This window comes from Variovorax paradoxus, assembly GCF_902712855.1.
GTDB classification, from domain to species: domain Bacteria; phylum Pseudomonadota; class Gammaproteobacteria; order Burkholderiales; family Burkholderiaceae_C; genus Variovorax; species Variovorax paradoxus_Q.
The window spans coordinates 403429-429261 of record NZ_LR743507.1 but is presented as its reverse complement, the minus strand read 5'-3'; the positions used below and the strand labels follow the sequence as shown (position 1 = coordinate 429261).

At 68.7% G+C, this 25833-nt stretch carries 27 protein-coding genes; 10 read left to right on the top strand and 17 right to left on the bottom strand.

What is annotated here, in order from left to right; genetic code table 11:
• Positions 1-5 precede the first annotated feature (5 nt).
• Positions 6-1649, bottom strand: coding sequence for an acyl-CoA dehydrogenase family protein (locus AACL56_RS02060; RefSeq protein ID WP_339088175.1), 1644 nt, complete (start codon positions 1647-1649; stop codon positions 6-8).
• Between the two features lie 29 nt (positions 1650-1678).
• Positions 1679-2509, bottom strand: a complete 831-nt coding sequence (locus AACL56_RS02055; RefSeq protein WP_339088174.1) for a thioesterase family protein — start codon at positions 2507-2509, stop codon at positions 1679-1681.
• A 71-nt stretch (positions 2510-2580) separates the two neighbouring features.
• Here AACL56_RS02055 and AACL56_RS02050 point away from each other — a divergent pair, with 71 nt between their 5' ends.
• Positions 2581-3210, top strand: coding sequence for a TetR/AcrR family transcriptional regulator (locus AACL56_RS02050; RefSeq protein WP_339088173.1), 630 nt, complete (start codon positions 2581-2583; stop codon positions 3208-3210).
• A gap of 21 nt (positions 3211-3231) precedes the next feature.
• Here the strand turns inward: AACL56_RS02050 and AACL56_RS02045 are convergent, their stop codons facing one another.
• A complete protein-coding gene (locus AACL56_RS02045) occupies positions 3232-3414 on the bottom strand; it encodes a hypothetical protein (RefSeq protein WP_339088172.1) in 183 nt (60 codons plus the stop codon).
• Between the two features lie 42 nt (positions 3415-3456).
• The gene (locus AACL56_RS02040) at positions 3457-4398 is read right to left on the bottom strand and encodes a LysR family transcriptional regulator (RefSeq protein ID WP_339088171.1); all 942 of its coding nucleotides are present in this window, start codon (positions 4396-4398) and stop codon (positions 3457-3459) included.
• Between the two features lie 125 nt (positions 4399-4523).
• Here AACL56_RS02040 and AACL56_RS02035 point away from each other — a divergent pair, with 125 nt between their 5' ends.
• Positions 4524-5402: an oxidoreductase gene (locus AACL56_RS02035; RefSeq protein WP_339088170.1), complete on the top strand. Its 879-nt coding sequence runs from the start codon at positions 4524-4526 to the stop codon at positions 5400-5402.
• On the opposite strand, the gene AACL56_RS02030 is transcribed toward AACL56_RS02035, so the two are convergent.
• The gene (locus AACL56_RS02030; protein ID WP_339088169.1) at positions 5403-6275 is read right to left on the bottom strand and encodes an N-formylglutamate amidohydrolase; all 873 of its coding nucleotides are present in this window, start codon (positions 6273-6275) and stop codon (positions 5403-5405) included. It lies immediately after the preceding gene.
• A 13-nt stretch (positions 6276-6288) separates the two neighbouring features.
• Positions 6289-7251 carry a tripartite tricarboxylate transporter substrate binding protein BugE gene (locus AACL56_RS02025; protein ID WP_339088168.1) on the bottom strand — a complete coding sequence of 321 codons (963 nt, stop codon included), beginning with the start codon at positions 7249-7251 and terminating at the stop codon, positions 6289-6291.
• A gap of 112 nt (positions 7252-7363) precedes the next feature.
• Between AACL56_RS02025 and AACL56_RS02020 the strand changes: the two genes are divergently transcribed.
• Complete coding sequence (locus AACL56_RS02020; protein ID WP_339088167.1) at positions 7364-8299, top strand: LysR substrate-binding domain-containing protein; 936 nt, start codon at positions 7364-7366, stop codon at positions 8297-8299.
• A 7-nt stretch (positions 8300-8306) separates the two neighbouring features.
• Here AACL56_RS02020 and AACL56_RS02015 read toward each other — a convergent pair whose 3' ends face one another.
• Positions 8307-9284, bottom strand: a complete 978-nt coding sequence (locus tag AACL56_RS02015; RefSeq protein ID WP_339088166.1) for a tripartite tricarboxylate transporter substrate binding protein — start codon at positions 9282-9284, stop codon at positions 8307-8309.
• Between the two features lie 2 nt (positions 9285-9286).
• Positions 9287-12250 carry a DNA topoisomerase III gene (locus tag AACL56_RS02010; RefSeq protein ID WP_339088165.1) on the bottom strand — a complete coding sequence of 988 codons (2964 nt, stop codon included), beginning with the start codon at positions 12248-12250 and terminating at the stop codon, positions 9287-9289.
• 87 nt (positions 12251-12337) lie between these two features.
• Between AACL56_RS02010 and AACL56_RS02005 the strand changes: the two genes are divergently transcribed.
• The 3 genes from AACL56_RS02005 to AACL56_RS01995 are packed head-to-tail and all read left to right on the top strand — an operon-like array spanning position 12338 to position 14123.
• Positions 12338-13093: an SET domain-containing protein gene (locus AACL56_RS02005; RefSeq protein ID WP_425336973.1), complete on the top strand. Its 756-nt coding sequence runs from the start codon at positions 12338-12340 to the stop codon at positions 13091-13093.
• A 2-nt stretch (positions 13094-13095) separates the two neighbouring features.
• The gene (locus tag AACL56_RS02000) at positions 13096-13920 is read left to right on the top strand and encodes a biotin--[acetyl-CoA-carboxylase] ligase (protein WP_339088164.1); all 825 of its coding nucleotides are present in this window, start codon (positions 13096-13098) and stop codon (positions 13918-13920) included.
• Positions 13921-13925: 5 nt separating this feature from the next.
• Complete coding sequence (locus AACL56_RS01995) at positions 13926-14123, top strand: sporulation protein (RefSeq protein ID WP_339088163.1); 198 nt, start codon at positions 13926-13928, stop codon at positions 14121-14123.
• Between the two features lie 34 nt (positions 14124-14157).
• On the opposite strand, the gene AACL56_RS01990 is transcribed toward AACL56_RS01995, so the two are convergent.
• Positions 14158-15600: a sensor histidine kinase gene (locus tag AACL56_RS01990; RefSeq protein ID WP_339088162.1), complete on the bottom strand. Its 1443-nt coding sequence runs from the start codon at positions 15598-15600 to the stop codon at positions 14158-14160.
• 326 nt (positions 15601-15926) lie between these two features.
• Between AACL56_RS01990 and AACL56_RS01985 the strand changes: the two genes are divergently transcribed.
• A complete protein-coding gene (locus tag AACL56_RS01985) occupies positions 15927-16871 on the top strand; it encodes a hypothetical protein (protein ID WP_339088161.1) in 945 nt (314 codons plus the stop codon).
• Positions 16872-16893: 22 nt separating this feature from the next.
• On the opposite strand, the gene AACL56_RS01980 is transcribed toward AACL56_RS01985, so the two are convergent.
• Positions 16894-17568, bottom strand: a complete 675-nt coding sequence (locus AACL56_RS01980) for a response regulator transcription factor (RefSeq protein WP_339088160.1) — start codon at positions 17566-17568, stop codon at positions 16894-16896.
• A gap of 73 nt (positions 17569-17641) precedes the next feature.
• On the bottom strand, positions 17642-18127 hold the full coding sequence (locus tag AACL56_RS01975) for a MarR family winged helix-turn-helix transcriptional regulator (protein ID WP_339088159.1): 486 nt from the start codon (positions 18125-18127) through the stop codon (positions 17642-17644).
• Between the two features lie 147 nt (positions 18128-18274).
• On the opposite strand from AACL56_RS01975, the gene recA reads away from it, so the two are divergent.
• Genes recA through AACL56_RS01960 form a run of 3 tightly spaced genes read left to right on the top strand, consistent with a single transcriptional unit; the run spans position 18275 to position 20300 of the window.
• A complete protein-coding gene (gene recA / locus AACL56_RS01970; protein ID WP_339088158.1) occupies positions 18275-19390 on the top strand; it encodes a recombinase RecA in 1116 nt (371 codons plus the stop codon).
• Positions 19391-19432: 42 nt separating this feature from the next.
• Positions 19433-19891: a recombination regulator RecX gene (recX, locus tag AACL56_RS01965; protein ID WP_339088157.1), complete on the top strand. Its 459-nt coding sequence runs from the start codon at positions 19433-19435 to the stop codon at positions 19889-19891.
• Entirely contained in the window at positions 19875-20300 is a 426-nt protein-coding gene (locus tag AACL56_RS01960) for an SRPBCC family protein (RefSeq protein ID WP_339088156.1), read from the top strand. The genes recX and AACL56_RS01960 overlap by 17 nt, the downstream gene beginning before the upstream one ends.
• A 27-nt stretch (positions 20301-20327) precedes the next feature.
• Here AACL56_RS01960 and AACL56_RS01955 read toward each other — a convergent pair whose 3' ends face one another.
• The 6 genes from AACL56_RS01955 to AACL56_RS01930 form a co-directional block, all read right to left on the bottom strand.
• Positions 20328-21437 carry a mandelate racemase/muconate lactonizing enzyme family protein gene (locus AACL56_RS01955; RefSeq protein ID WP_339088155.1) on the bottom strand — a complete coding sequence of 370 codons (1110 nt, stop codon included), beginning with the start codon at positions 21435-21437 and terminating at the stop codon, positions 20328-20330.
• A 131-nt stretch (positions 21438-21568) separates the two neighbouring features.
• The gene (locus AACL56_RS01950; RefSeq protein ID WP_339088154.1) at positions 21569-22387 is read right to left on the bottom strand and encodes a transporter substrate-binding domain-containing protein; all 819 of its coding nucleotides are present in this window, start codon (positions 22385-22387) and stop codon (positions 21569-21571) included.
• A gap of 34 nt (positions 22388-22421) precedes the next feature.
• The gene (locus tag AACL56_RS01945) at positions 22422-23150 is read right to left on the bottom strand and encodes an amino acid ABC transporter ATP-binding protein (RefSeq protein ID WP_339088153.1); all 729 of its coding nucleotides are present in this window, start codon (positions 23148-23150) and stop codon (positions 22422-22424) included.
• Positions 23134-23781: an amino acid ABC transporter permease gene (locus tag AACL56_RS01940; protein ID WP_425337047.1), complete on the bottom strand. Its 648-nt coding sequence runs from the start codon at positions 23779-23781 to the stop codon at positions 23134-23136. Before AACL56_RS01940 ends, AACL56_RS01945 begins: the two co-directional genes overlap by 17 nt.
• A 22-nt stretch (positions 23782-23803) precedes the next feature.
• Positions 23804-24487 (bottom strand): amino acid ABC transporter permease, encoded by a 684-nt coding sequence (locus AACL56_RS01935; RefSeq protein ID WP_339088151.1) that lies wholly within the window; start codon positions 24485-24487, stop codon positions 23804-23806.
• 103 nt (positions 24488-24590) lie between these two features.
• A complete protein-coding gene (locus AACL56_RS01930) occupies positions 24591-25823 on the bottom strand; it encodes a UxaA family hydrolase (protein WP_339088150.1) in 1233 nt (410 codons plus the stop codon).
• Positions 25824-25833 lie beyond the last annotated feature (10 nt).

The window sequence follows — 25833 nt, the reverse complement described above, 5'->3', positions numbered from 1 at the left end:
TTTCTTCAGTGCCAGGCCGCGCGCACCAGCGCGCCGGGGTCGTCGGTGCCCGCGCCGATGCCCGTCACCGCGCCCCAGTCGGGGTCGAAGCGGCTCGACACGAACGCGGCCGACGCTTCCGCGCTCGCGTGCTCGAGCATCAGGCACGCCTGCGCGGCCAGCACCAGCCGCTGCGTGAAGCGGCGCGCCTGGCGCTCCAGGTCCTGCGGCGGCAGTTGCACCATCCCGCGCACCGCCTGCAGTTCGGCCTGCAGGCGCGGCTCGCCGGCGGCAATGGCGCCCAACTGGTCGAGCACGAGGTGCACGTCGTCGGGGTTGCGCGCGACGGCGCGCAGCACGTCCAGGCACATCACGTTGCCCGAGCCCTCCCAGATCGAGTTGACCGGCGCCTCGCGGAACAGGCGGCCCATGGGCGCGTCCTCGACGTAGCCGTTGCCGCCGAACGCTTCCATCGCCTCGCCGGTGAGCGACACCGCGCGCTTGCAGTTCCAGAACTTGGCCGCGGGCGTGAGAAGGCGGCGCCAGGCCGTGTCGATCGGCGCGGCGGAGCCGAAGCGCGAGGCCAGCCCCATGGCCAGCAGCGTGGCACCCTGCGACTCGAGCGCCATGTCGGCCAGCAGTTCGGTCATCACCGGCTGGTCGACCAGCGCCTTGCCGAAGGCGTGGCGGTTGCGCGTGTAGTGCAGCGCTTGCGCGAACGCCTGGCGCATGAAGCCGGCGCTGGACAGCGCGCAATCGAGTCGGGTCACGGTCGCCATCTCGATGATGGTCGGGATGCCGCGTCCCTCGTCGCCCACCAGCACGCCCCAGGCTTCCTTGAACTCCACCTCGCTGCTGGCGTTGGAACGGTTGCCCACCTTGTCCTTCAGGCGCTGGATGTGGATCGGGTTCCTGCTGCCGTCGGGCCGCCAGCGCGGCACGAAGAAGCACGAGAGGCCGTGTTCGCCGGTCCTGGCCAGCACCAGGTGGCCGTCGCACATCGGCGCCGAGAAGAACCACTTGTGGCCGGTGATCAGGAACTCCTCGCCCCACGGCCCGCTGCCTGCGGGCACGGCGCGCGTGGTGTTGCTGCGCACGTCGCTGCCGCCCTGCTTCTCGGTCATGCCCATGCCGACGGCGATGGAGGTCTTGCGCTCCAGCGGGATGTCGCGCGCGTCATGTTCGTTCGAGGCGAGCTTGTCGCGCAGCACGGCGTACAGCGCGGCGTTGCGCCGCATCACCGGAATGCAGGCCTTGGTCATGGTGGTCGGGCAGGTCGAGCCCGACTCGATCTGGCTGTGCATGTACAGCGACGCACCGTAGCCCACCCAGGCCGACGGGCGTTCGTCGAAGAACGGCAGGTTGGCGATGCCGTTGCGCCGGGCGATGGCCATCATGGTGTGCCAGGCCGGGTGGAACTCGACCTGGTCGATGCGCTCGCCGGTGCGCGAATGCGTGTGCAGTTCGGGTTCGTGGCGGTTGGCGTTCTCCGCGGCGCGCAGCGTGGCCTCGGCGCCGTACTCGGCACCCTGGCGCACCAGCTCGTCGTCGCGCCATCCGGCACCGCCGCCGGCCACCGCGCCGCGCAGCACGGGGTCGCTGGTGTAGACGTTGTAGTCCTTCAGTTCGGGAACCTGGTTGTCGGGATGGATACCGGTGGTGGTGGTCATGGCGATGTCTCCTTGTCGGTGAAGGGCGTTCAGGCGCGTTCGCGCAGCACCAGCGTCTGGGTGGCGAGGCCGATGGGTCCGCGCTCGTCGTAGAGATGGGACGCCGCCAGGCCCGCGCCGTCGCTGTGCGCCTCGGTCGCCGAGCGCAGGCCGATCCACTCGCCCTCGGGCGCGCGGAACAGGTTGAGGCTCATGTCGGCGTTGGTGAACAGGAAGCGTTCGGCCGGCAGCACCCAGCTCAGGCCGTTGCCGAAGTCGGCCGCCGCCGCGGCGCGCATGGCGGGCGAGTTGGCGGTGCCGCGCACCAGCGGCACCGCGAGGCGGAACCATGCGCCGCACGGGCCGGGCTGCGTCGAGTCGCCTTCGGCCACGCGCGATTCCACGGCGCTGCCGTAGAACGACACGCCTTCGGGCAGCCCCGGAATCCGCACGCGCTCGCTGCAGTCCTGCGGCAGCGGCCGCAGCGGCGACTGCGGCCAGCCCGGCAGGCCGACCGGCAGCGCCAGCGCATTCTTCGCCAGCAGCAGCGCATGCGCGCGCGCCACCACCACCTCGCCCGCCAGCAGGTCGACGCCCACGCGCACCGTGGCGCGCGACGACTGCACCTGCGTGCGCGTGGTCAGCGATGCCACCGGCACCGGCTTCACCAGCTCGACCGTGAGCCGCGCCAGCTGCCAGCCCGGGCCCGGCGCCGCCTGTTCGGCGATGTGCGCGAGCAGCGCGCAGGGCGCGCCGCCGTGCTGGGCGCGCGGGTCCCAGGGGCCGCGCGACAGTTCGCTGGCCTGCCACGCATCGGTGCCCAGCCGGGTGAAGACGGCGGAGTCGCGCGGTTCGTCGGAGATCGCTTCGTCGGGTGCCATTGCAGAATCCGTTCGATGGGACTCGAAATTCTAGGAACAACCCTCCCGCCCGGTGTTCGGGTTCGGCGCGCATGACCGCCGCGCGCGCAGCGGCCGCCGCCCCGAGGAGAAAGCCGCGCCAGTCCCGTGCGCGCCACACCTCGCAGGCGCTGCAGGAGGCTTTTGTTCGGCTTCTGGTCGAGAAGGGCTTTGCCGCCATCACGATCCGCGAGATCGTGGCGGTCGCCGGCACGGGGCTCGGCAGCTTCTACGAGTACTTCGAGAACAAGGAAGACTTGGCGCGCGTCTGCCTGCACCTGCGCTCCAAGGCGCTGCTGATGGACGTGCGCGCGGCCGTCGAGGCGCATGCCGGCCGGCCGCTGCGCGAGATCGTCGATGCGGTGATCGACGCGCAGCTCGACGCCCACCGCGCGCAGCCGCTGGCCTGGGGCGCGCACTACCTGCTGGAGCGTCACCTCTCCAGCCCCGAGGCCTACCGCAAGATGTACGACCGGTTCGTGGGCGAGTGGGTGGGCGTGCTCGAGGCCGCGAACGACGTGGCGGCCGGTTGCCAGAAGAAGGAAGTGGCCCGCGTGTGCCAGACCATCATCTACGGCCTGGTGGCACACACGCACATCGGCACCGGCGGCCGGCCCGACCTGCAGGCGCTGTCGCGGCAGCTGCGCGGCGCGCTGCACGGCTACCTGGCCGGCTCGGCCTGACCGCGCAACGCCGGCGGGCGCTCAGCGCGACGACTTGTTCGTCGCGCCGCTGACGCTGGCGTCGATGGTGCCGAACACCGTGACGCCGCTGCCGCCGGTCGCGCCCGATGCATTGGCGCCGCTGCCGGCCGACCCCGTGCCCGCGCAGCCCGACACCAGCGCGCCCAGTGCAATGGCGAACACCGCGGCAATGATTGGCTTCACTTGAAACTCCATGGGTGGTTGATGACGATCGTTGACGGCCCACTATAGGCCGCTGCCGTGCCGGTCCTGTAACAACACGCCCGTCGTCGCCAGGGTTGTTGCGCGCAGGTGGCCGATGAGGGCGCGCAGCTTGGGCGGTACGCGGCGGCGGTCGGGGTAGTACAGCGTCAGGTCGGGCAGTGGCGTGGACCAGTCGGCCAGCAGCTGTACCAGCCGGCCGTCGGCGATGTGGCGCTCGGTGTAGCTGCTGATGAGGTTGGCGATGCCGATGCCGTCCACCGCCGCATCGAGCATCACCGCCACGTCGTTCATCACCAGGCGCCCGCTCACGGCCAGCGTGATGGCCTGGCCGTCCTTCTCGAACGCCCAGCGCTCCAGCTGGCCCGAGCTCTCGAAGCGGAAGCCGATGCAGTCGTGCGCCAGCAGTTCGCGCGGATGGACCGGCGTGCCGCGCGCGGCCAGGTAGCGCGGCGCGGCGACGATGCTGTTGGCCAGCGGCGCGCCCACCGTCACCGCCACCATGTCGCGCTCGACCATGCCGCCGAAGCGGATGCCGGCGTCGAAGCCCCGGCCCACGATGTCGACCAGCGCGCTGTCGATCGACACCTCCACGTCGATCTGCGGGTACGTGCGCAGGAAGTCCGCGAGCACCGGCTGCAGCACGAAGAGATAGGCCGCTCGCGGCACCGTGAGCCGCAGCAGGCCCGAGGGGCGTTCGGCGCTGTCGCTGAGCTCGTCGGAAGCCGAGGCCAGTTCCTGCACCGCTGGGCGGATGCGTTCGAGGAAGCGGGCGCCGGCTTCGGTGAGGTTCACGCTGCGTGTGGTGCGGTTGAACAGCGGCACGCCCACGCGCTTCTCGAGCAGCCGCACCGCCTGGCTCACGGCAGAGGGCGAGACGCCCAGGCGCACCGCGGCGGCCGAGAAGCCGCGGGTCTCGGCCACGGCCATGAAAGTGACGAGTCCGTCGAGCTGGTCCTGGCGCATGGCGGGTTCCGGTTGATCTTGAAGAAAAGCTTCAAGGTGCTTCGTCGATTGGGCGGATTATCAAAGCCATGCGGCGCGCGCACAGTCGGGTCATCGCTGCTTCCATCCCTTTCCAAGGACATCGCATGACCGCCTCCCCGACCTTTTCTTCTTCTTCTTCTTCGCCAAGGACCTGGTTCATCACCGGCGTCAGCAGCGGCTTCGGCCGCGCGCTCGCGCAGGAGGCGCTGGCCGCCGGCCATCGCGTGGTGGGCACGCTGCGCAGCGAGGCCGCGCGTGCGGAATTCGATGCGCTGCAGCCCGGCCGCTCCTTCGGCCGCCTGCTCGACGTGACGCACGACGCCGAGGTGCCGCGCGTGGTGGCCGAGGTCGAGGCATCGGTCGGCGCCATCGACGTGCTGGTCAACAACGCCGGCTACGGCCACGAAGGCACGGTCGAGGAATCGACGCTCGACCAGCTTCGCCGGCAGTTCGAGGTGAACGTGTTCGGCGCCGTGGCCGTGGGCAAGGCGGTGCTGCCGTTCATGCGCGCGCGCCGCCGCGGCCACATCCTCAACATCACCTCGATGGGCGGCATCGTGACCTTTCCGGGGCTGGGCTATTACCACGGCAGCAAGTTCGCGCTCGAGGGCATCAGCGAGACGCTGGGCAAGGAGGTGGCGAGCTTCGGCATTCACGTGACGGCGGTGGAGCCCGGCGGCTTCCGCACCGACTGGGCGGGCCGCTCGATGGTGCGTGCGCCGCAGGACATCGCCGACTACGCGCCGGTGATGGGCCCGGTGCGCGCGGCACGCCTGGCGCGCAGCGGCAAGCAGGCGGGCGACCCGGTGAAGGCCGCGCGCGCCATGATCCGCATCACCGAAACGGCCAACCCGCCCGCGCACCTGCTGCTCGGTCCCGACGCGATGAAAGTGGTGCGCGAGAAGCTCGGCGCGCTGCAGGAGGAGATCAAGGCGTGGGAGGCGCTGTCGGTGTCGACCGACTTCGCGCCCGCCACGGCCTGATCAGCGCGGATCGGTGGCCAGCAGCATCTCGACCATCGAGCGCAGGTGGCCCTGCAGCCGCGCCGCGCCGGCCTCGTCGAGCGCCAGCGTAGCCTCGTCCATGTAGAGCTTGCGGTTGATCTCCACCTGGATGCTGTGCCGGTTCACGGCCGGCTTGCCGTGGCGGCGCACCAGCTCCACGCCCTTGTACGGGTGGTTGTAGTCGACGCTGTAGCCGAAGGCGCGCAGGTGCGCGCAGATCTTCTGCGACAGCGCCGGGTCGGCGGTGCTGCCGTCGCGGTCGCCGATCACGAAGTCGGCATGCGCCAGGCCGGGAAAGTCGGTGGCGTGGCTGGCCGCGATGGCCGGCATCGAATGGCAGTTGATGTGGATGCTGTAGCCGTGGCGCGCGTGCGCCTCGTCCACCGCCTGCGCCACGGCGGCGTGGTACGGGCGCCAGCAGCTGTCGATGCGCTGGCGAACCTCTTCCACCGGCAACTGCCGGTCGTAGATCGGCAGGCCTTCGTCGGTGAGCTTCCAGATCAGGCCCTTGCCCAGGCGCACCTTCGACAGCACGCGCGGGTCGGTGGAGACGGGGTCGGTCCACTCGCCGTCGAGCATCGTGGTGTCGATCTCGGTGGTGTCGCGGTTGGCGTCGAGGTAGCTGCGCGGGAAATGCGCCTCGACCCAGGCCGCGCCCAGGTCGGGCGCGAAGGCGTAGAGCTTCTCGACGTGCGTGTCCTCGGCGCGGCGCAGCGTCGCGAGCTCGCGCACCGTGCCGAAGTCCTCCGGGTACACGGTGCCGCTGTGCGGGGAGTCGAGCACGAGCGGCGTCTGCCCGGCGACGCTTGTCACCTGGGCGCGGGTCTGGATCAGTTTCAGTACTGGATGCATAGGCAGGCCGGGCTCAGTCCAGTCGCACGCGTGCGAATTCGGCCACCTTCTTCATCTTCTCGATCTCGCTGGCGATCTGCTTGGTGAACTGCGCCGGCGTGGTGCCCGAGGCGTAGAGGCCCTGCAGCGACAGGCGCTCGCGCACCGAGGCGTCCTTCAGTGCCGTGGCCACCGCCTGCTGCATGCGCAGCACCAGTTCGGCCGGCGTGCCCGCGGGCGCCACCATGCCGAACCACGACGGGTCGTTGTTGGCCGGGTAGCCGAGCTCGGCGTAGGTCGGCACGTCGGGCAGCACGTCGAGGCGGCCGCCCCAAGACACCGCCAGCGCCTTCAGCTTGCCCGCCTTCACGTGCGGCAGCGACGAGGCCACCTGGTCGAAGTACACCGGCACTTCGCCCGCCAGCACGTCGTTGATGGCCGGGCCCGCACCGCGGTAGGGGATGTGCACCATCGAGGTTCCGGTGCTGCTCTTGAACAGCTCGCCCCACATGTGGCCGATGGTGCCGTTGCCCGGCGTCGCATACGACACCTTGCCGGGGTTGGCCTTGAGGTACTTCACCAGCTCGGCGAAATTGGCCACGGGCAGCTTCGACGGGTTGATGACGATCACGCCCGGCGCCTTGACGATCTCGGTGACCGGCGCGAAGCCCTTGATCGGGTCGTAGGGCAGCTTCTGGTACACGGCCGGGTTCACGCCGTGCGTGGACAGCGTGGCGATGCCGAAGGTCAGGCCGTCCGGCGTGGCGCGGGCCAGTTCGGCCATGCCGATGGAGCCGCCGGCGCCGGCGCGGTTGTCGATGACCACGGGCTGCTGCAGGATCTTGGCGACCGGCTCGCCGAGCACGCGCGCGGTGATGTCGGTGGCGCCGCCAGGCGGGAACGGGACGACCAGACGGATCGGCTTGCCCTGCGCGAAGGATATTCCAGGAAGGATAGAAGCAGCGGCCAGCGTGGAGATGAAGTGACGACGTTGCATGGGGTGTATTCCAGTGTGCATTGAGGGTGAAAAGGCGATTTGCTCCTTCACTGGAAGCAAAGGATAGACCAGCTAACATTCTGATCTGGAATGTTTTAATGGGCATCCCGCCATGTCGCTGCGCCGTCTCAACCCTCCCCTGAACCTGTTGCGTGCCTTTTCCACCGTGGTGCGCTTCGGCGGCGTCTCGCGTGCGGCCGAGGCGCTGCACCTCACGCAGGGCGCGGTCAGCAAGCAGGTGCAGGAGCTCGAGCGCTGGATCGGTGCGCCGCTGTTCGAGCGCAGCCGCAAGCGCCTGGCGCTCACGCCGGCCGGCGAGCGCTACGAGAAGGCGGTGCGCGCCCTGCTCGCGCAGCTGGAGGCCGCGACGCTGGAACTCATCACCAGCGGCGACGGCGGCGGCGCATTGCACCTGTCGACGCTGCCGACCTTCGGCGCCAAATGGCTGATTCCGCGGCTGCCCGACTTCCAGCGGCTGCACCCGCAGGTCACCCTGCATTTCGTGCCCTTCGTGCACGGCTACGACTTCGAGCGGCCCGAGCTCGACTGCGCCATCCTGTTCGGCGACGGCCACTGGCCCGGCGCCCGTTCGCACTACCTCGCGGGGCAGGACGTGGCGCTGATCGCGCCTCGCGCGGGCCAGGCCGAGGTGGCCATCCGCACGCCGCAGGACGTGGCCCGCTGCACGCTGCTGCGCCATGTGACGGTGCCGCAGTCATGGGTGCAGTGGCGCGAGGCGCACGGCGTGCGCGGGCTCGATCCGCTGGCGGGTCCGCAGTTCGACCAGTTCCAGACCATGATCCGCGCGGTGATGGTCGGCATGGGCGTGGCGCTGGTCCCGCGCTGCCTGGTGCAGGACGAGATCGCCTCGGGGCTGGTGGACGAGCCCCTGCCCGGCGGCGGCTACCGCGGCAACGAGGGCTACTGGTTCTGCTATCCCGAAGGGCGCGGCCAACTGGCCACGCTCGATCATTTCCGCAGCTGGCTGCTCGCGGAGGTCGACCGCGCGGCGGAAGCGCCGGCGGTGCCGGTGCAGGCCTCGGCCTGAGGCTTCGTTACTCGGGCTTGGCGCCCGATGCCTTCACCGCCGCACCCCACACCCCGATCTCGCTCGCCACGAAGCGGTCGAACTCGGCCGCCGTGGTCGGTGCGGGCTCGGAGCCGCGCTCGCGGATGAAGCGCGCCATCTGCTCGCTCTTCAGGATGTCGGTCACCTCGTGGTTCAGGCGCTCGACGATCTCGGGCGGCGTGCCGCGCGGCGCCATCAGGCCGAGCCAGCCCACGGCCTCGAAGTTCTTCGTGCCGGCCACGCCGCTCTCGCGCACCGTGGGCACGTCGGGCAGTTGCGACGAGCGCGTGGCCGAGGTCACGGCCAGCGGCACCGCCTTGCCCGACTTGATGTGCGGCAGCGCGGCCGTCACCGAGTCGATCATCAGCGGCACCTGGTTGCCCAGGAAATCCGACTGCGCCGGGCCGCTGCCGCGGTACGGAATGTGCGTGATGAACACATGCGCCGCCGCCTTGTACATCTCGCCCGACAGGTGCTGCGTGCCGCCGATGCCGGCACTCGCATAGCTCAGCCGGCCGGGCTCGGCCTTGGCGCGCGCGGTGAGGTCGGCCAGCGTGCGGATACCGCTCTCGGGCGTGGCCAGGAACACCAGCGGCACCTTGGCGATCAGCGAGATGCCCGCGAGGTCCTTGCGCGGGTCGAAGCCCGGCTTGGCATAGAGCGTCTGGTTCACCGCCATCGCGCTGCCGGCCACCACCAGCGTGTAGCCGTCGGGCTGCGCGCGCACTACGAACTCGGTGCCGATGTTGCTGCCGGCACCGGCCTTGTTGTCGATGATCACCGGCTGGCCCAGCCGCTTGCCGAGCTGCTCGGCCACGGCGCGGGCGAAGATGTCGGTGGCCTGCCCCGGCGGAAAGGGCACGACCAGCTTCACGGGCTTGTCGGGCCACGCCGCCGCCTGCGCCAGGCCGGCGGCGCCCAGCAGTGCGATCGCGACGCCCGCATGAAAGTGCCTGCGCTGCATGTTCAGGGCGCCGAGAGGTGCTTGCCCACGATGCCCGCCAGTTCGAACATCGTCACCTGGTCCTTGCCGAACACCGGCTTGAGCTTGGCGTCGGCATTGATCGCGCGCTTGTTGGTCGCGTCCTGCAGGCCGTTGGCCTTGATGTAGTCCCACAGCTTCTTGATGACCTCGGTGCGCGCCACCGGTTCGGCGCCGATCACCGCGGCCAGCGAGTCGCTGGGCTTCAGTCCGGCGCCCGGCTTGCGCGGCGCGGCGGCCTTCTTCGCAGCCGGTGCCTTCTTGGCGGCGGGCGTCTTCTTCGCAGCCACCTTCTTGGCCGCCGCGGTCTTGCCGGCCGGCGCGGCCTTGCCGAAGGTCTTGCGCGGGGGGAACTTGCTGCCGCCCTCGCGCGGCGCGAACTCGAAGGTCACCTTGCCTTCCTCGGCGTTCCATGTGAGGAAGGCCTTGAAGGCGCGGCGCGTGCGCATGCTCACGAACTTGTCGAGCAGGTCGGTCTTGCCGGTGGCGAGCAGCTTTTCCATCTGCGCGCGCTCCACCGGCTGCTGCAGGATGATCTTGCCGGTCTTGAATGTGCAGCTCGGCGTGGGCTGGGCGTTGGTCGGCACCGACTTCTCGCACACGTAGTTGCTGCCGTGCTCGAACACCGGCGCGCCGCAGATCGGGCATGGGCCCACGGTGTCCTGCTCGCTGAAGTCGACGATCTCGCCGGTGTCGGCGTTCTTGTCGTCGCCGAAGTCGAACTCCAGCTTCCAGTTCTTCGCCTCCTCGTCGAACTTGATGACGATCTCGGAAGTGAAGGGCCAGCCGGCCTTGGAGCGGAAGCCCTCCAGCGGGCCGATGTGCTTGTCGCGCAGCAGCGCCTCGGCCTCGGCCACCTCGAAGGTGCGCCCGGCCGGCGACTTGCCGAACGAGAAGCCGCAGGCGTCCTCACCCGTGCCGCTCTTGCCGGTGCAGGCGTAGCGGCGGTAGTTCTCGCGCACGATGCCGCCGCAATTGGGGCACGGCGTCTGCAGCGTCGAGTAGTCGCCCGGCACGGTGTCGCGGTCGTACTCCTTGGCCTTCTTGACGATGTGCTCCGTCATGGCCGCGATCTCGCGCATGAAGGCGTCGCGGCTGAGCGAGCCCTTTTCCATCTGCGCGAGCTTGTATTCCCACTCGCCGGTGAGCTCGGCCTTGGAGAGTTCCTCCACGCCCAGGCCACGCAGCAGCGTCATCAGCTGGAAGGCCTTGGCGGTGGGAATGAGCTCGCGGCCTTCGCGCAGCATGTACTTCTCGGCGATCAGCCCTTCGATGGTGGCCGCGCGCGTGGCTGGCGTGCCCAGGCCCTTTTCCTGCATGGCCTCGCGCAGCTCGTCGTCGTCGATGTTCTTGCCCGCGCCTTCCATGGCGCCGAGCAGCGTGGCTTCGGAGTAGCGTGCCGGCGGGCGCGTCTTCAGGCCCTTGATGTCGGCCGACTCGGTCTTCACGACCTCGCCCGGCTTCACCGGCACGAGGCGCTTGCCGTCCTTGTCGTCTTCCTTCTCGTCGTCCTGCGCTTCCTTGCCGTAGATGGCGAGCCAGCCCGGCTTGACCAGCACCTTGCCGTCGGTGCGGAACGGGTATTTCTTTCCGCCCTGCTCCACCGTGCTGATGCGCGTGGTCACCTGGTATTCGGCGCTCGGGAAGAACACCGACAGGAAGCGCCGCACCACGAAGTCGTAGAGCTTCTGCTCGGCCTCGCTCAGGCCGCTGGGCGCCTGCAGGGTCGGGATGATCGCAAAGTGATCCGACACCTTGGCGTTGTCGAAGATGCGCTTGTTGGGCTTCACGTAATTGCCGTCGACCGCCTGCTTGGCGAACGGGGCCAGGTGCTTCATGCCGCTGTGGGCCAGCATGTCCATGGTCTGCTTGACCACGGGCAGGTAGTCCTCCGGCAGCGCGCGCGAATCGGTACGCGGGTAGGTCAGCGCCTTGTGGCGTTCGTACAGGCTCTGCGCCAGCGCCAGCGTGGTCTTTGCGCTGAAGCCGAAGCGGCCGTTGGCCTCGCGCTGCAGCGAGGTCAGGTCGAACAGCGCGGGCGAGGCCTGCGTGGTGGGCTTGCTTTCTTCGGTGACGGTGGCGGGCTTGCCGCGCGAAGCATCGGCGATGGCGCGCGCTTCCTGCTCGTTCCATACGCGGTCGGCGCGCTGCTCCGGGTCGGGCTCGCCGTTGGCCAGTAGCGGCGCGTTCGCCTTTTTCCAGTCGGGGTTGAACCACTTGCCCGGGTAGTTGCCGGCCTCGGCCGCGAAGCTGCCGTGGATTTCCCAGTACTCGCGCGAGACGAACTTGCGAATCTGTTCCTCGCGCTCCACCACCACCGACAGCGTGGGCGTCTGCACGCGGCCCACGGTCGTCAGGAAGAAGCCGCCGTCGCGCGAATTGAACGCCGTCATGGCGCGCGTGCCGTTGATGCCCACCAGCCAGTCGGCCTCGGACCGCGAACGCGCGGCGTCGGCCAGGCCCTGCATCTGCTTCTCGGTGCGCAGCGCGTCGAAGCCGTCGCGGATGGCCTGCGGCGTCATCGACTGCAGCCACAGCCGCTTGACCGGCTTGTTCAGCCCCGACTTGCCGCCGGCGTACTGCTCGATCAGCCGGAAGATCAGCTCGCCCTCGCGGCCCGCGTCGCAGGCGTTGATGAGCTGCGTCACGTCCTTGCGCTTGGCCTGCTTGACCACCGCGTTCAGGCGGGTCTTGGTCTTGTCGACCGGCTTCAGGTCGAAGTGCGGCGGGATCACGGGCAGGTTGGCGAAGCTCCACTTGCCGCGCTTGACGTCGAACTCCTCGGGCGCCTGGATCTCGACCAGGTGACCGACGGCGCTGGTCACGACGTAGCTGTCGTTCTCGAAATGCTCGTCGTGCTTGTCGAATTTGCCGGCCACCGGCGTGAGGGCACGGACGATGTCCTGTGCCACCGACGGCTTTTCTGCGATTACCAACGTCTTTGTCATCTAAGGGCTCTCTATACTGTGCGGCTTCCCGCGTGTGCGCACGCGCACACGCGCATGTGTGCATATTCAACCTAACAGACTTCGGCGATGCCTTCCAAATCCCCACTTTCCGCGGGCCGCGATCCGGCCGCCACCCATCCCCCCGAGGGAGAGGCGCGGCTTGCCTCGGGGCGGCCCAGCAGCCGCCGCATCCAGATGCGGCGCTCCGATGTCCACGGCAACGGCGTGTTCGCCGTTCAGGACCTGGCCGAAGGCGAGACGCTGATCGAATACAAGGGCGAGGTCATCAGCTGGAAGGAGGCGCTGCGCCGCCATCCGCACGACCCGTCCCAGCCCAACCACACCTTCTACTTCCACATCGATGACGGCCGTGTGATCGACGGCAACGTCAAGGGCAACGATGCGCGCTGGATCAATCACTCGTGCGAGCCGAACTGCGAAGCCGACGAAGTCGATGGGCGCGTTTATATCAAGGCATTGCGCAACATCGCTGCAGGCGAAGAGCTCAACTACGACTACGGCCTGATCATCGACGAGCCGTACACGCCGAAGCTCCTCTCCGAATTTCCTTGCTGGTGCGGCTCGCAAGAGTGCCGCGGCACACTGCTGACGCCCAAGGACGAAGAGGACGAAAAGAAGAAAAAGAAGAAGGCCAGAAAGGCCGAGAAGAAGAAGGCTGAAAAGAAGGAAGCCGCCAAGGCCGAAAAGAAGGCCGAAAAGAAGGCCGAAAAGAAGGCCGAAAAGAAGGCCGAAAAGAAGGCTGGTAAGAAGGCGGAAAAGAAGTCTGAAAAGAAGAAGGCGGAGAAGAAATCCGCCGTGAAGGACAAGTCCGCCAGGGACTGAGCATGACGAGCACCACGGCCGCCTGGTTCGAAGACCGGATCGCCGCGTCGGTCGCCCCGCTGCTGCCCGGCTTCGCGGTCGAGGCGGTGGCGGAGATCGATTCCACCAACACCGAACTCATGCGCCGCGCGCGCGCCGGCCGCGCCGAGCCCGTGCTGCTGGTGGCCGAGCGCCAGACCGCCGGCCGCGGCCGACTCGGCCGGCCCTGGCAGAGCGCACCGCAGCAGGAGGCGTCGGCCTCGCTCGTGTTCTCGCTCGGCATGCCGCTGGCGCCCGCCGACTGGTCGGGCCTGTCGCTGGCCGTGGGCGTGGCCGTGGCGGAAAGCCTCGACCCGTCTGGCGCGCACAAGGTCGGACTCAAGTGGCCCAACGACGTGTGGGTGAACGATGCCAAGCTGGCCGGCATCCTGATCGAGACGGCGCTGCCCTCTTCCGCCGCAGCCACGGCCGGCGCCGCTGCGCCGCGCTACCTCGTGATCGGCATCGGCCTGAACATCGGTGCGCGCGAAGGCGACGGCATGCGCACGCCGCCGGCATGGATGCGGCAGTGGCGCCCCGATGCGCGCGCGCCAGAGGTGCTGGCCGAACTGGCCGCGCCGCTGGTGCGCACGGTGCTCGATTTCGAGGCCCGCGGTTTCGCGCCGTTCGCCGAACGCTTCGCGGCACGCGACGTGCTGCGCGGGCGCGAGGTGGCGCTCAGCGACGGCACCGCCGGCCTGTGCGAAGGCGTGGCCTGGGGCGGCGAGCTGCAGGTGCGCACCGACGCCGGGCTGCAGCTCATCTCGAGCGACGAAGTGAGCGTGCGCCCTCGCGGCATGGCGTTCTGAACCCGATGAAGCTGCGCCTGCTGCTCATCGTCCTCTTGCTGGCCAACGCAGGCTATTTCCTGTGGGCGCGCGGCGACCTGGTCGGCTTCGGGATGGCGCCCGCCGGCATCAACGAACGCGAGCCGCAGCGCCTGTCGCGGCAGATCCACCCCGAGTGGCTGCAGATCCGCAAGGAAGCGAAGGCCGGCGCGCCGGCGCCCTGACCTCCCTGCGCGGCCTCCTCTGGGGTCTGACGGATCAACCTGGCGTCTCGCCCTCGAAGCGCACCGTGAACAGCGCACCCGGCGGATGCCTGCCGGGGTGCGCGTCCTCCAGCTTCACCCGCGCGCGGTGCTGGTTGGCAATCTCCAGCACGATCGGCAGTCCCAGGCCCGAGCCGTCGGCCTCGTTGCCGAGCACGCGGTAGAACGGCTCGAACACCAGGTCGCGGTCGGCCTCGGCGATGCCGGGGCCGTTGTCCTCCACCTGCAGCAGCAGCACATGGCCGAACGGGTCGGCCAGCACCCGCACGGTGATCAGGCCGGGACGCTCCGGCGTCGAGGGCGTGTAGTTGATCGCGTTGTCGACCAGGTTGCGCACCAGCTCCTTCAGCAGCGTCGGGTTGCCGTCGAACACCACGCCGGGCGCGCCCGCCTCCGCGCCGTCGTAGCCCAGGTCGATGCGTTTCTCGATCGCGCGCGGCACGGCCTCGCGCACCACCTCGATGGTGAGCCGCGCCAGGTCGCAGGGCTGGTGGTGCGCGTTGGCGCTGTTGCCCTCGGCACGCGCCAGCGACAGCAGCTGGTTCACCGTGTGCGTGGCGCGCTTGCTGGCCCGGCCGATCTGCTTGAGCGACTGCTTCAGCTCGTCGGCGTTGGCGCCCTCGCGCTGCGCGAGGTCGGCCTGCATGCGCAGCCCCGCCAGCGGTGTCTTCAGCTGGTGCGCCGCGTCGGCCAGGAAGCGCTTCTGGGTACCGATGGAGTCGTTGAGCTTGTCGAGCAGCTCGTTCACCGACGACACCAGCGGCACCACCTCGAGCGGCACCAGCGATTCGTCGAGCGGGCTCAGGTCGCCCGGACGCCGTTCGCGGATGCGCGCCTCCACCACCGAGAGCGGCTTGATGCCGCGCACCAGCGCCAGCCAGATGAGCAGCACCGCCAGCGGCAGGATCGCGAACTGAGGCAGCAGCACGCCCTTGATGATCTCCCCGGCCAGCACCGTCTGCTTCTCGCGCGTCTCGGCCAGCTGCAGCAGCGTGGGCGGCACGTCTTCCGCGCCGCTGGGAATCCACAGCGAGGCCACGCGCACCTCCTGGTCGTGCAGCTCGCTGTTGTGCAGGAAGACCTGCGTCGGCGGCAGCGGTTCCTCGACGTTGGGATGCGGCAGCTCGCGCTCGCCGCTCAGCACCGTGCCGTGGCCGTCGACCACCTGGTAGTACACATGGCCGGCATCGTCGGCCCGAAGGATCTCGCGCGCGGGCTGCGACAGCACGAATTCGGTGCGCCCTTCCCTCACCGTCACCAGTTCGCCGAGCGCCTTCACGTTGTGCTCGAGCGCGCGGTCGAACGGCGCATTGGCGATGCCCTGCGCCACCAGCGACGTGACGCCGATGCTCACGGGCACCAGCAGCAGCAGCGGTATGAGCATCCAGTCGAGGATTTCGCCGAAGAGGGAACGCTGGGCGCGCTGAAAGAGCTTCAAGTGGGCTTCCTGCAGGGACGAAGGAACGCGGGTGCGCGTGAACGGTGGATGCCGGTCTTCCGGGGGCGGCGTGCCATCGGGAGTGCGATCGGTTGTAGCTTCGGTGCGAAGTTTCCGCAATGCAGAAGTACCAGGGCGGCCCGGCTCGACGAGGCATCGGACGCGCCGCGATCTTCTCCTCGGCTGTGCATCGTTCCTCCTCGCACGGGTAGCGAAAAAACTCCGCCGGCCGTGACTTACTGGTGCGGCGGCAGGCTGGCGGGCCGGCGCCCGCCCTTAGTCTTCGCGCGCAGTTTCTGCAATTCGAAAACCTCAGGGAGAGATTCATGAAGAACAAGTCGAACGGCCGCGTGCGGCCGTCGTGGATTGTCGCGTCCGCGTGCGCCGCAGGGCTCGCGGGCTGCGGGGGCGGAGGCGGTGGCAGCGATGCAGGCGGCTTGCCGATGCTGCCTGTGTTGCCCGCGGCCGCCCCGGCCTCTGCGCCGGCGCCAGCCCCCGCGCCGGCACCCGAGCCGAACCGCGATCCGATGCCGGGCAGCGAGCCGCTGCCGTCGCTGGACGCACCGCAGGCCGGCTCCACCGCCGCCGCAGGCAACGACAGCGAAGGCATCTACGCTTCGCTGCTCGACATCACGCTCATCGGCGCCGACGGTTCCATCGCCAGCAAGGATCACATCGGCACGATGTGGGGATCGCTCACCGTCACCGGGCTGGACTGGTCCTTCAATCCCGACACGGCCTACTACTTCATCGATGCCTCGCCGGTGACGGGCTCGGGCACTTTCACGCCGAAGAAAGTGATGAACGGAACCTACAGCTGGGACCAGCGCGCGCCCTCGGCATTCGGTCCCCAGAAGTACGCTGTCGAGAATGCACTGGCGGTGTCGCAGGACAGCGTGACGGGCAAGTGGGCCAACCCGGACAGCAACTACGGCGTCGGGCTCTCGATCGAGGTGGATGCCACGGGAGCGTTCACCGGCAAGACCGCGGGCGTGCAGGTGGGCGACTGCAGCATCTCGGGCGTCCTCGCGCAGGCGCAGCCGGGCACGTCCAAGAACATGTACGGCTTCGCACTGAATGCGGTCGACGCCGGCATCGATGGCAAGAATGCCTGCAAGCTCAGTACGAACCGCCCTTACCGGGGGCCGGCCGCCATCGTCCTGGTGCCCGCGGGTGCCTACGAAGGCAACGGCTATTTCCGGCGCGTCTTCTTCCTCGTGAAGACGGACAACGGCGCCACGTTGACGGCGAGTCTGCAGAAGCAGCCGTAAGCGAAAGCGGCGTTGCGCGGGCTCAGCCCTGGATCTTCTCCAGGCAGTAGCCCAGCCCGCGCACCGTCGCGATGCGCACCGGGCCTTTCTCGATCTTCTTGCGCAGTCGGTGGATGTACACCTCGATGGCATTGAGGCTCACCTCCTCGCCCCATTCGCAGAGCCGGTCGACGAGCTGGTCCTTGCTCACCAGCCGGCCGGCGCGCTGCAGCAGCACCTCGAGCAGGCCGAGTTCACGCGCCGACAGCTCGATCATCTTTCCGTCGATGGTGGCCACGCGGCCCGCCTGGTCGTAGACCAGGGGTCCGTGGCGGATGGCGTTGCTGGTGGTGCCCATGCCCCGCCGCGTGAGGGCACGCACGCGCGCCTCCAGCTCCTGCAGGCTGAACGGCTTGGCCATGTAGTCGTCGGCGCCGTGGTCCAGGCCCTTCACGCGTTCCTCCACGCTGTCGGCCGCGGTGAGCACCAGCACCGGCAGCTGCGAGCCGCGCGCACGCAGGCGCTTCAAGATCTCGATGCCGTGCAGGCTCGGCAGCCCGAGGTCGAGGATCAGCAGGTCGAACTCGTCGTGGGTCATGAGCGCGGTGTCGGCCTGCGAGCCGTTGGCCACATGGTCGACCGCCGCACCCGAGGTGCGCAGGCTGCGCAGCAGGGCATCGGCCAGCACCTGGTCGTCTTCGGCAATCAGAATCCGCATATGCGCCACCTCCGGCCTGTGTCGGGTATCGGGCGCCGCGCCGGCGCCGTTCACATTTGTCTCTGCGGCGAGTCTAGCCCGCCGTGTAGGCCTCGAGTCCGATGGTTACCACGGTGGCGATGTCGTTTCCGACGCTGCTCCTGAACTCGCTTTCGGCCTGCGTCACCGCGCCGCGGAAGGCATCGAGCCAGGCCAGCCCGTCGGCCGTGAAGAGCACGCGCCGCGCGCGCGCGTCGAGCGGATCGGGCCCGCGCGTGACCAGCCCCCAGGCCTCGCACTGGTCGACCAGCGCGCCCATGGCCTGCTTGGTCATGCCGGCGCGCTCGGCCATTTCGGTGAGACGCGATCCCTCGCGCGCGAGATGCCGGGTGATGTGGATGTGTGCTGCGCTCACCTGCGCACGCGCGGCGAGGTTCGACAGGGCCAGGGGCACATCGACGTCGTGTGCCATCAGCTCCAGCACGCGCTCGTCGAAACGGCGCATCGCATGGCCCAGCAGCCGGCCCAGGTGTGTCTGGCGCCAGGCGTCGGGATCGGTGGGGAAAGCGGCTTCGGCCATGGCGCCAGATGGTAAAGCAAACTGACCAAAAAATGGGTTTATGCCAACTCATCAGCCCCTACACTACTGTTCAAGCATCCAGCCTGTGGTTAAAAGCAGATGGATTGAAACCAGACACAAACCGTTGATTTTCAAGGAGATTTCCACATGGACGCAGTCGTCAAGGGCGCAAGCATCTCGGTCGCCAACAGTGAAAAGGCCAAGGCGCTCCAGGCCGCGCTGGCCCAGATCGAAAAGCAGTTCGGCAAGGGCACCATCATGCGGCTCGGCGAAGGCGAGGCGCTCGAGGACATCCAGGTGGTCTCCACCGGCTCGCTGGGCCTCGATATCGCCCTGGGCGTCGGCGGTCTGCCGCGCGGCCGCGTCATCGAGATCTACGGCCCCGAATCGTCGGGCAAGACCACGCTCACGCTGCAGGTGATCGCCGCCATGCAGAAACAGGCCGGCACCTGCGCCTTCGTCGACGCCGAACACGCACTCGACGTGCAGTACGCCCAGAAGCTCGGCGTGAACCTGTCGGACCTGCTGATCAGCCAGCCCGACACCGGCGAGCAGGCGCTCGAAATCGTCGACTCGCTGGTGCGCTCCGGTGCCGTCGACCTGATCGTGGTCGACTCGGTCGCCGCGCTCACGCCCAAGGCCGAAATCGAAGGCGAAATGGGCGACTCGCTGCCCGGCCTGCAGGCCCGCCTGATGAGCCAGGCGCTGCGCAAGCTCACCGCCACGATCAAGAAGACCAATTGCATGGTCATCTTCATCAACCAGATCCGCATGAAGATCGGCGTGATGTTCGGCTCGCCCGAAACCACCACCGGCGGCAATGCGCTGAAGTTCTACGCCTCGGTGCGCCTGGACATCCGACGCATCGGCACCATCAAGAAGGGCGACGAGGCCATCGGCAACGAGACCAAGGTGAAGGTGGTGAAGAACAAGGTCTCGCCTCCGTTCAAGACGGCCGAGTTCGACATCCTGTTCGGCGAAGGCATCAGCCGCGAGGGCGAGATCATCGACATGGGCGTGAACGCCAAGATCGTCGACAAGTCGGGCGCCTGGTACGCCTACAACGGCGAGAAGATCGGCCAGGGCCGCGACAACGCCCGCGAGTTCCTGCGCGAGAACCCCGAGCTGTCGCGCGAGATCGAGAACAAGGTGCGCGAGTCGCTGGGCATTCCGCTGCTGGCCGCCGATGCGGACAGCACGCCCGAGAAGCCGCAGAAGGCTGCCAAGGCGGACAAGGCCGAGAAGGCGGACAAGGGCGAGTAAGCCCCAGGCGCGGCGCTTCGGGGCCGCGCGAGCGTTTCCCGCATGGCATTCAACGCCCCGTCACTCAAAGGCCGCGCCCTGCGCCTGCTCAGCCAGCGCGAGCATTCGCGCGTGGAGCTGGAACGCAAGCTCGCGAAGCATGAAGAAGAGCCCGGCACGCTGGCGAAGGCGCTCGACGAACTGGCGGCGAAGGATTTCATCAGCGAGCCGCGCGTGGTGGCCTCGGTGCTCAACCAGCGCGCGGCGCGATCGGGCGCGTTGCGGGTGAAGCAGGAACTGCAGGCCAAGGGCATCGCGCCCGAGGCCATCGCCGAGGCGGTGGCCGGCCTGCAGGAGACCGAGGTCGAACGCGCCACGGCGCTGTGGCGCCGCCGCTTCGACGCCCCGCCCGCCGACGCGAAGGAGCGGGCGAAGCAGATGCGATTCCTGATGGCGCGCGGCTTCTCCGGCGCCGTCGTTTCCAAGGTGCTCAGGAGCGACTTCGATGAAACCGACGAATGACAACCCTTCCGCGCAGTCGCGCGTCGTCACGCAGCGCGTGGCTTGCGACTGGCGCCGCGCGTATGCACTGGCTGCCGATCCGGCGCGGCTGCCCGACTGGGCCAGCGGCCTCTCGAAGAGCGCGCTGGTGCAGCAGGGCGACCAGTGGATCGCGCGCACGCCCGAGAGCGGCGACGCCCGCATGCGCTTCGCGCCGCCCAACGAGTTCGGCGTGCTCGACCACTGGGTTGCGCCCGAAGGCGTTGCCGAGATCTACATGCCGTTCCGCGTGATCGGCGTGGCGCCGGACGCCTGCGAGCTGCAGTTCACGCTGCTGCGCCAGCCGCACATGGACGACGCGGCCTTCGCACGCGACGCCGAGTGGATCGCGCGCGACCTGAAGGCGTTGCGCGACCTGCTCGAGGCCTGAACGGCCGGTCGAGCCCGGCGCAGAGAATCAGCCGCGCACCGCGATCGGCGCGAACTTGCGCCGCGCCTTCAGCTGGTCGGCGTCCCATTCGATGCCCAACCCGGGCGTCTCGGGCGCCACCGCATGGCCGTCTTCGATGCGCAGCCTGCTGGTCGTGAGGTCGTCGAGCTGCGGGATGTATTCCACCCAGCGCGCATTCGGCACCGCCGCGCACAGGCTCACGTGCAGCTCCATCAGGAAGTGCGGGCACATCGCGATGTTGTGCGCCTCGGCCAGGTGCGCAATCTTGAGCCACGGCGTGATGCCGCCCACGCGCGCCACGTCGGCCTGCATGATCGAGCAGGCGCCCTGCTGGATGTATTCGGCGAACTGCGACGGGTGGTACATCGACTCGCCCACCGCGATCGGCACGCTGGTGCTCGCCAGCAGCTGCGCATGCCCGCGCACGTGCTCGGCCGGCATCGGCTCCTCGAACCAGGCGAGGTCGAGCGGCGCGTACTGGCGCGCGCGGCGGATGGCTTCGGCCACGGTGAAGCTCTGGTTGGCGTCCACCATCAACTCGAAGTCCGCGCCCACGGCTTCGCGCACGGCTGCGAGGCGCGCGATGTCCTGCGCCACATGCGGCTTGCCGACCTTGATCTTCGCGCCGAGGAAGCCTTCAGCCTTCGCGGCCAGCGTCTGCTCCACCAGCTGCGCGGGCTCGAGGTGCAGCCAGCCGCCTTCGGTCGTGTAGACGGGCACGCGCGCCTGCGCGCCGCCGGCCAGGCGCCACAGCGGCAGGCCCGCCGCGCGTGCGTTGCGGTCCCACAGCGCGGTGTCGATGGCCGCGAGCGCCAGGCTGGTGATGGCGCCCACCGCGGTCGCGTGCGTATGGAAGAACAGGTCGCGCCAGATGGCTTCGTACTGCTGCGGGTCGCGCCCGATCAGGCGCGGCGCCAGATGGTCGTGCAGCAGCGCCACGATGGACGAGCCGCCCGTGCCGATGGTGTACGTGTAGCCCGTGCCCGCCGAGCCGTCGTCGCAGCGCACGGTGACCATCACGGTCTCCTGCGTCACGAACGACTGGATGGCGTCGGTGCGCCTGACCTTGGGCGCGATGTCGATCTGCGCGATCTCGACCTGGTCGATCTTTGCCATGAAATACCTTATTGCTGGGAGAGCCGACGAGGCTGCCGCCGGGCCGCGCCGAGGCGGACCGTGCGGCCTCCCGGCGGGAGGTGGCGGATCATGCGGCGCGAAGCGCGGTGAAACGCCGGGAGGCCGGCACGTCAGGCGCCGTTGCGCGTCACGTCCGCGGGCAGGTCGGCGCCGTGGAACTTCTTGTAGATGGTGTTGAGCTCGCCGCTCTTGAGCTGCGCCTTCACGAACTCGTCGAGCCTGGCCTTCAGGCGCGGTTCGTTCTTGCGCAGGCCGATGGCCAGGAAGTTGACCTTCATGGTGAACTTCGGCTCCATCTGCTTGGCGGGGTTCTTCTCGTTGATGGTCTTCAGCAGCGGCGGCGCGGTCGCGAAGATGTCGGCCTGGCCGCTCACGATCGCGGTGATGGAAGTGGCGTCGTCGTCGAAGCGCACCACCTGCGCGCCGGCGGGCAGGATCTTGGTCAGCTCCTGGTCGTTGGTGGTGCCGCGCGTGGCGATCACCTTCTTGCCCGCGAGATCGGCGGGGCCCGCGATGGCCATGCCCTTGGGCGCGCCCACCACGGCCAGGATGGCGGCGTAGGGCACCGAGAAGTCGACGACCTTCTCGCGCTCCGGCGTGACCGACATGCTGGAGATGACGATGTCGGCCTTGTCGGTCTGCAGGAACGGGATGCGGTTGGCGCCGGTGGTCGGGACGATCTCCAGTTCGAGGCCCAGGCTTTTCGCCAGCAGGCGCGCAGTCTCCACGTCCGAGCCGGTGGCGTTGAGCTTCTCGTCCTTCAGGCCGTAGGGCGGCACGGCGAGATCGATGGCCACGCGAATCTTCTTGGCGGCGGTGATGGTGTCGAGCTGGTCGGCGTGCGCCGCGCCGGCGAATCCCAGCGGCAGTGCCAGTGCAAGGGCCGAGAGCAATGCGCCGCGGCGCTTGAGCGAAAAGAGGGAAGTCATCGAAAGTCTCCTGGAGTTGTCTGAGGAAGAAAAATCAAAGCCCGGTGCCGATGAACTGGCGCAGCTCGGGCGTCTGCGGATCGCTGAGGATGCTGGCGTCGCCCTCCTCCCACACCAGCCCCTGGTGCATGTAGATGACCTTGTCGGCCACGCCGCGCGCGAAGGCCATCTCGTGCGTCACGAGGATCATGGTCATCCCCTCGGCCGCGAGCTTCTCCATCACCTTGAGCACCTCGCCGGTGAGCTGCGGGTCGAGCGCGGAGGTCACTTCGTCGAACAGCATCAGCTGCGGCTTCATCGCGAGCGAGCGTGCGATGGCCACGCGCTGCTGCTGGCCGCCCGAGAGCTGTTCGGGATAGGCGCCCGCCTTCTCGGCCAGGCCCACGCGCTCGAGCACTTCCATGGCGATGGCGCCGGCCTCGGCCGCGCTCATCTTCTTCACCGACTGCGGCGCGAGCGTGATGTTCTGCTTCACCGTGAGGTGCGGGAACAGGTTGTAGCTCTGGAACACGATGCCCACGTCCTTGCGCAGGTCGCGCAGGTTCAGCGCGGCGTCGTGCACCGCGTGGCCGCAGCAGCTGATCGTGCCGCTGTCAATGGTCTCCAGCCGGTCGATGCAGCGCAGCGCCGTGCTCTTGCCCGATCCGCTCTGGCCGATGATGGCCACCACCTGCCCGCGCGTGACGGAGAACGACACGCCCTTGAGCACATGCAGCTTGCCGAAGTGCTTGTGGACGTCGTTGAGTTCAACCACGGGCTGCATTGAGCTTCCTTTCAAGGGCGCGACTCCATCGCGACAGCGGATAACAGAGAACGAAATACAGCACCACCGCGCACCCGAAATACAGGAAGGGCTGGAAGGTCGAGTTGTTCAGCACCTTGGCGTTGTAGGAAAGCTCCGCGTAGCCCACCACCAGCGAGGCGATCGACGTGTTCTTGATGATCTGCACCAGGAAGCCCACGGTGGGCGGCGTCGCGATGCGCAGCGCCTGCGGCAGCACCACGCGGCGCATGCGCTCCCAGCGCGTGAGCGCCAGGCATTCGGCCGCCTCCCACTGGCTGCGCGGCACGGCCTGGATGCAGCCACGCCAGATCTCGCCGAGGAAGGCGCTCGCATAGATGGTGATGGCCAGCGCCGCCGCCGCCAGCGCGGGCACCGAGCCGATGCCCACGATGTTCGGTCCGAAGAAGCACACGCCCATCAGCACCAACAGCGGCGTGCCCTGGATGACCTGGATGTAGCCCGCGGCCGCCATGCGCACAGCCTTCACCGGCGACACGCGCGCCAGCGCCACCGCCAGGCCGATGAGCCCGCCGCCCACGAACGCGAGCGCCGACAGCTGCACAGTGCCCCACGCGCCCATCAGGAGAAAGCCGAGGTGTTCGGCCGGCATGAAGCTCATGTCGACATCCTCGTCACAACGGCGTGCCCAGCTTGCGCCGGCGCGGGAAGATGAGCATGCCCAGCAGCCAGAAGCCCAGGCGCATGGCGTACGACAGCACCAGGTACACCACCCACAGCACGATGAAGATCTCGAAGTTGCGGAAGGTGTCCGACTGGATGCGGTTGGCCACGCCGAAGAGCTCTTCGGCACCGATCGACGACATGATGCTGGAGGCCAGCATCAGCAGCACGAACTGGCTGGCGAGCGCCGGGTACACGCGCTCCACTGCGGGCCGCAGGATCACGTGCCAGAACACCTGCACCTTGGACAGGCCCAGGCATTGCGCCGCCTCGAGCTGGCCCTTGTGGATCGACTCGATGCCCGCGCGGATGATCTCGCAGCTGTACGCGCCGATGTTCACCACCAGCGCGAGCACCGCGCCCACCATGATCGGCATGGTCACGCCCGCGCTCGACAGGCCGAAGATGAGAAAGTAGCTCTGGATCAGCAGCGGCGTGTTGCGGATCGCTTCCACATAGCCGCCCGTGAGGTTGCGCAGCCAGCCGTGGCGGCTGTTGCGGCCCAGCGCGCAGACCGTGCCGAGCGCGAAGCCCAGCACGGTCGCGATGAAGGAAAGCTGCACGGTGGTCCACGCGCCTTCGAGCAGCAGCGGCCACTGTTCGAGCACGGGCGCGAAATCGAACTGGTAGTTCAAGGAATGGGCTCCGGGAGTCCAGGAAAAGTCGGGACGAGAAAAAGCAGGACGGGAAGAGGCGGGACGGGAAGAGGCAGGACGGGAAAAGGCGGGGAGGGCGCCGCTATGCGGCGCGCGCGAGCGGCAGGCACGAAGGGCCGAGCGGTTCGAAGGCCTTGTAGGTCAGGATGAATTCGCGATGGCCCAGCGCCTCCGACTTGCTGGCCGTGCCGTTGGCCACCTCGCGCACCGCGTCGAAGATCTCCTGGCCCACCTCCTGCAGCGTGCCGCGCCCTTCGAGGATGCGGCCGGCATCGACGTCCATGTCTTCGCCGAGCTGGCGGTAGGTGTCGGGATTGGCGCAGACCTTGATGACCGGCGACACGGCCGAGCCCACCACCGAGCCGCGCCCCGTGGTGAACAGGATCACGTGCGCGCCGCAGGCGATGAGCTCCACGATCTCCGCGTTGTCGCTGATGTTCGGGAAGCCGAAGCGCGGCTCGCCGTCGGGCACCACGTCCAGCAGGTAGAGGCCGCCCTGCGGCGGCACGTCGCCGGGCTTCACGATGCCGTTGATGGGCGAGGCGCCGCTCTTGGCGTACGCGCCGAGCGACTTCTCCTCGATGGTGGAGAGCCCGCCGTCGGCATTGCCCGGCGCGAAGCTGCCGTGGCCCATGGTGCTGTAGTAGCGCGCGGCCTTGTTCACGCACTCGACGATGGCCTCGCCCAGTTCGGGCGTGGCGGCGCGCCGCTTCATGTGGAACTCGCAGCCGATGAGTTCGCCGGTTTCCTCGAAGATGCAGCGCGCGTCCTGCGCGATCAGCAGGTCGAAGGCGCGGCCCACGGCCGGGTTGGCGGTGATGCCGCTGGTGCCGTCGGAGCCGCCGCAGATGGTGCCGACCACGAGTTCGTTCAGCGCCATCGGCACGCGCTGCTGCTGCGCGAGTTCGGCCAGCGCCCACTGCACCCACTCCGTGCCTTCGCGGATGGTGCTGCGCGTGCCGCCCTTCTGCTGGATGGTGAGCGTGTGCACCGGCCGGCCCGAGGCGGCCACCGCCTCCTCGAGCTTGCGCTTGTTCATGCTTTCGCAGCCCAGCGAAATTAGCAGCGCCGCGCCCACGTTGGGGTGCGTGGCGATCGCTTCCATCATGCGTTCGGCGTACGCGTTGGGATAGCAGCCGGGGAAGCCGACGAGGTGCACCTCGCTCTCGCCGTCCTGCTGGCGGAAGTTCAGCGTGATCTCGCGCGCCACGTGGTGCGCGCACTCGACCAGGTAGGCCACGACCACGACGTTGCGGATGCCCTTGCGGCCATCGGCACGCGGGAAGCCCTGGATCTGGAGGTTGGGAGCGTTCATGCGGGGAGGG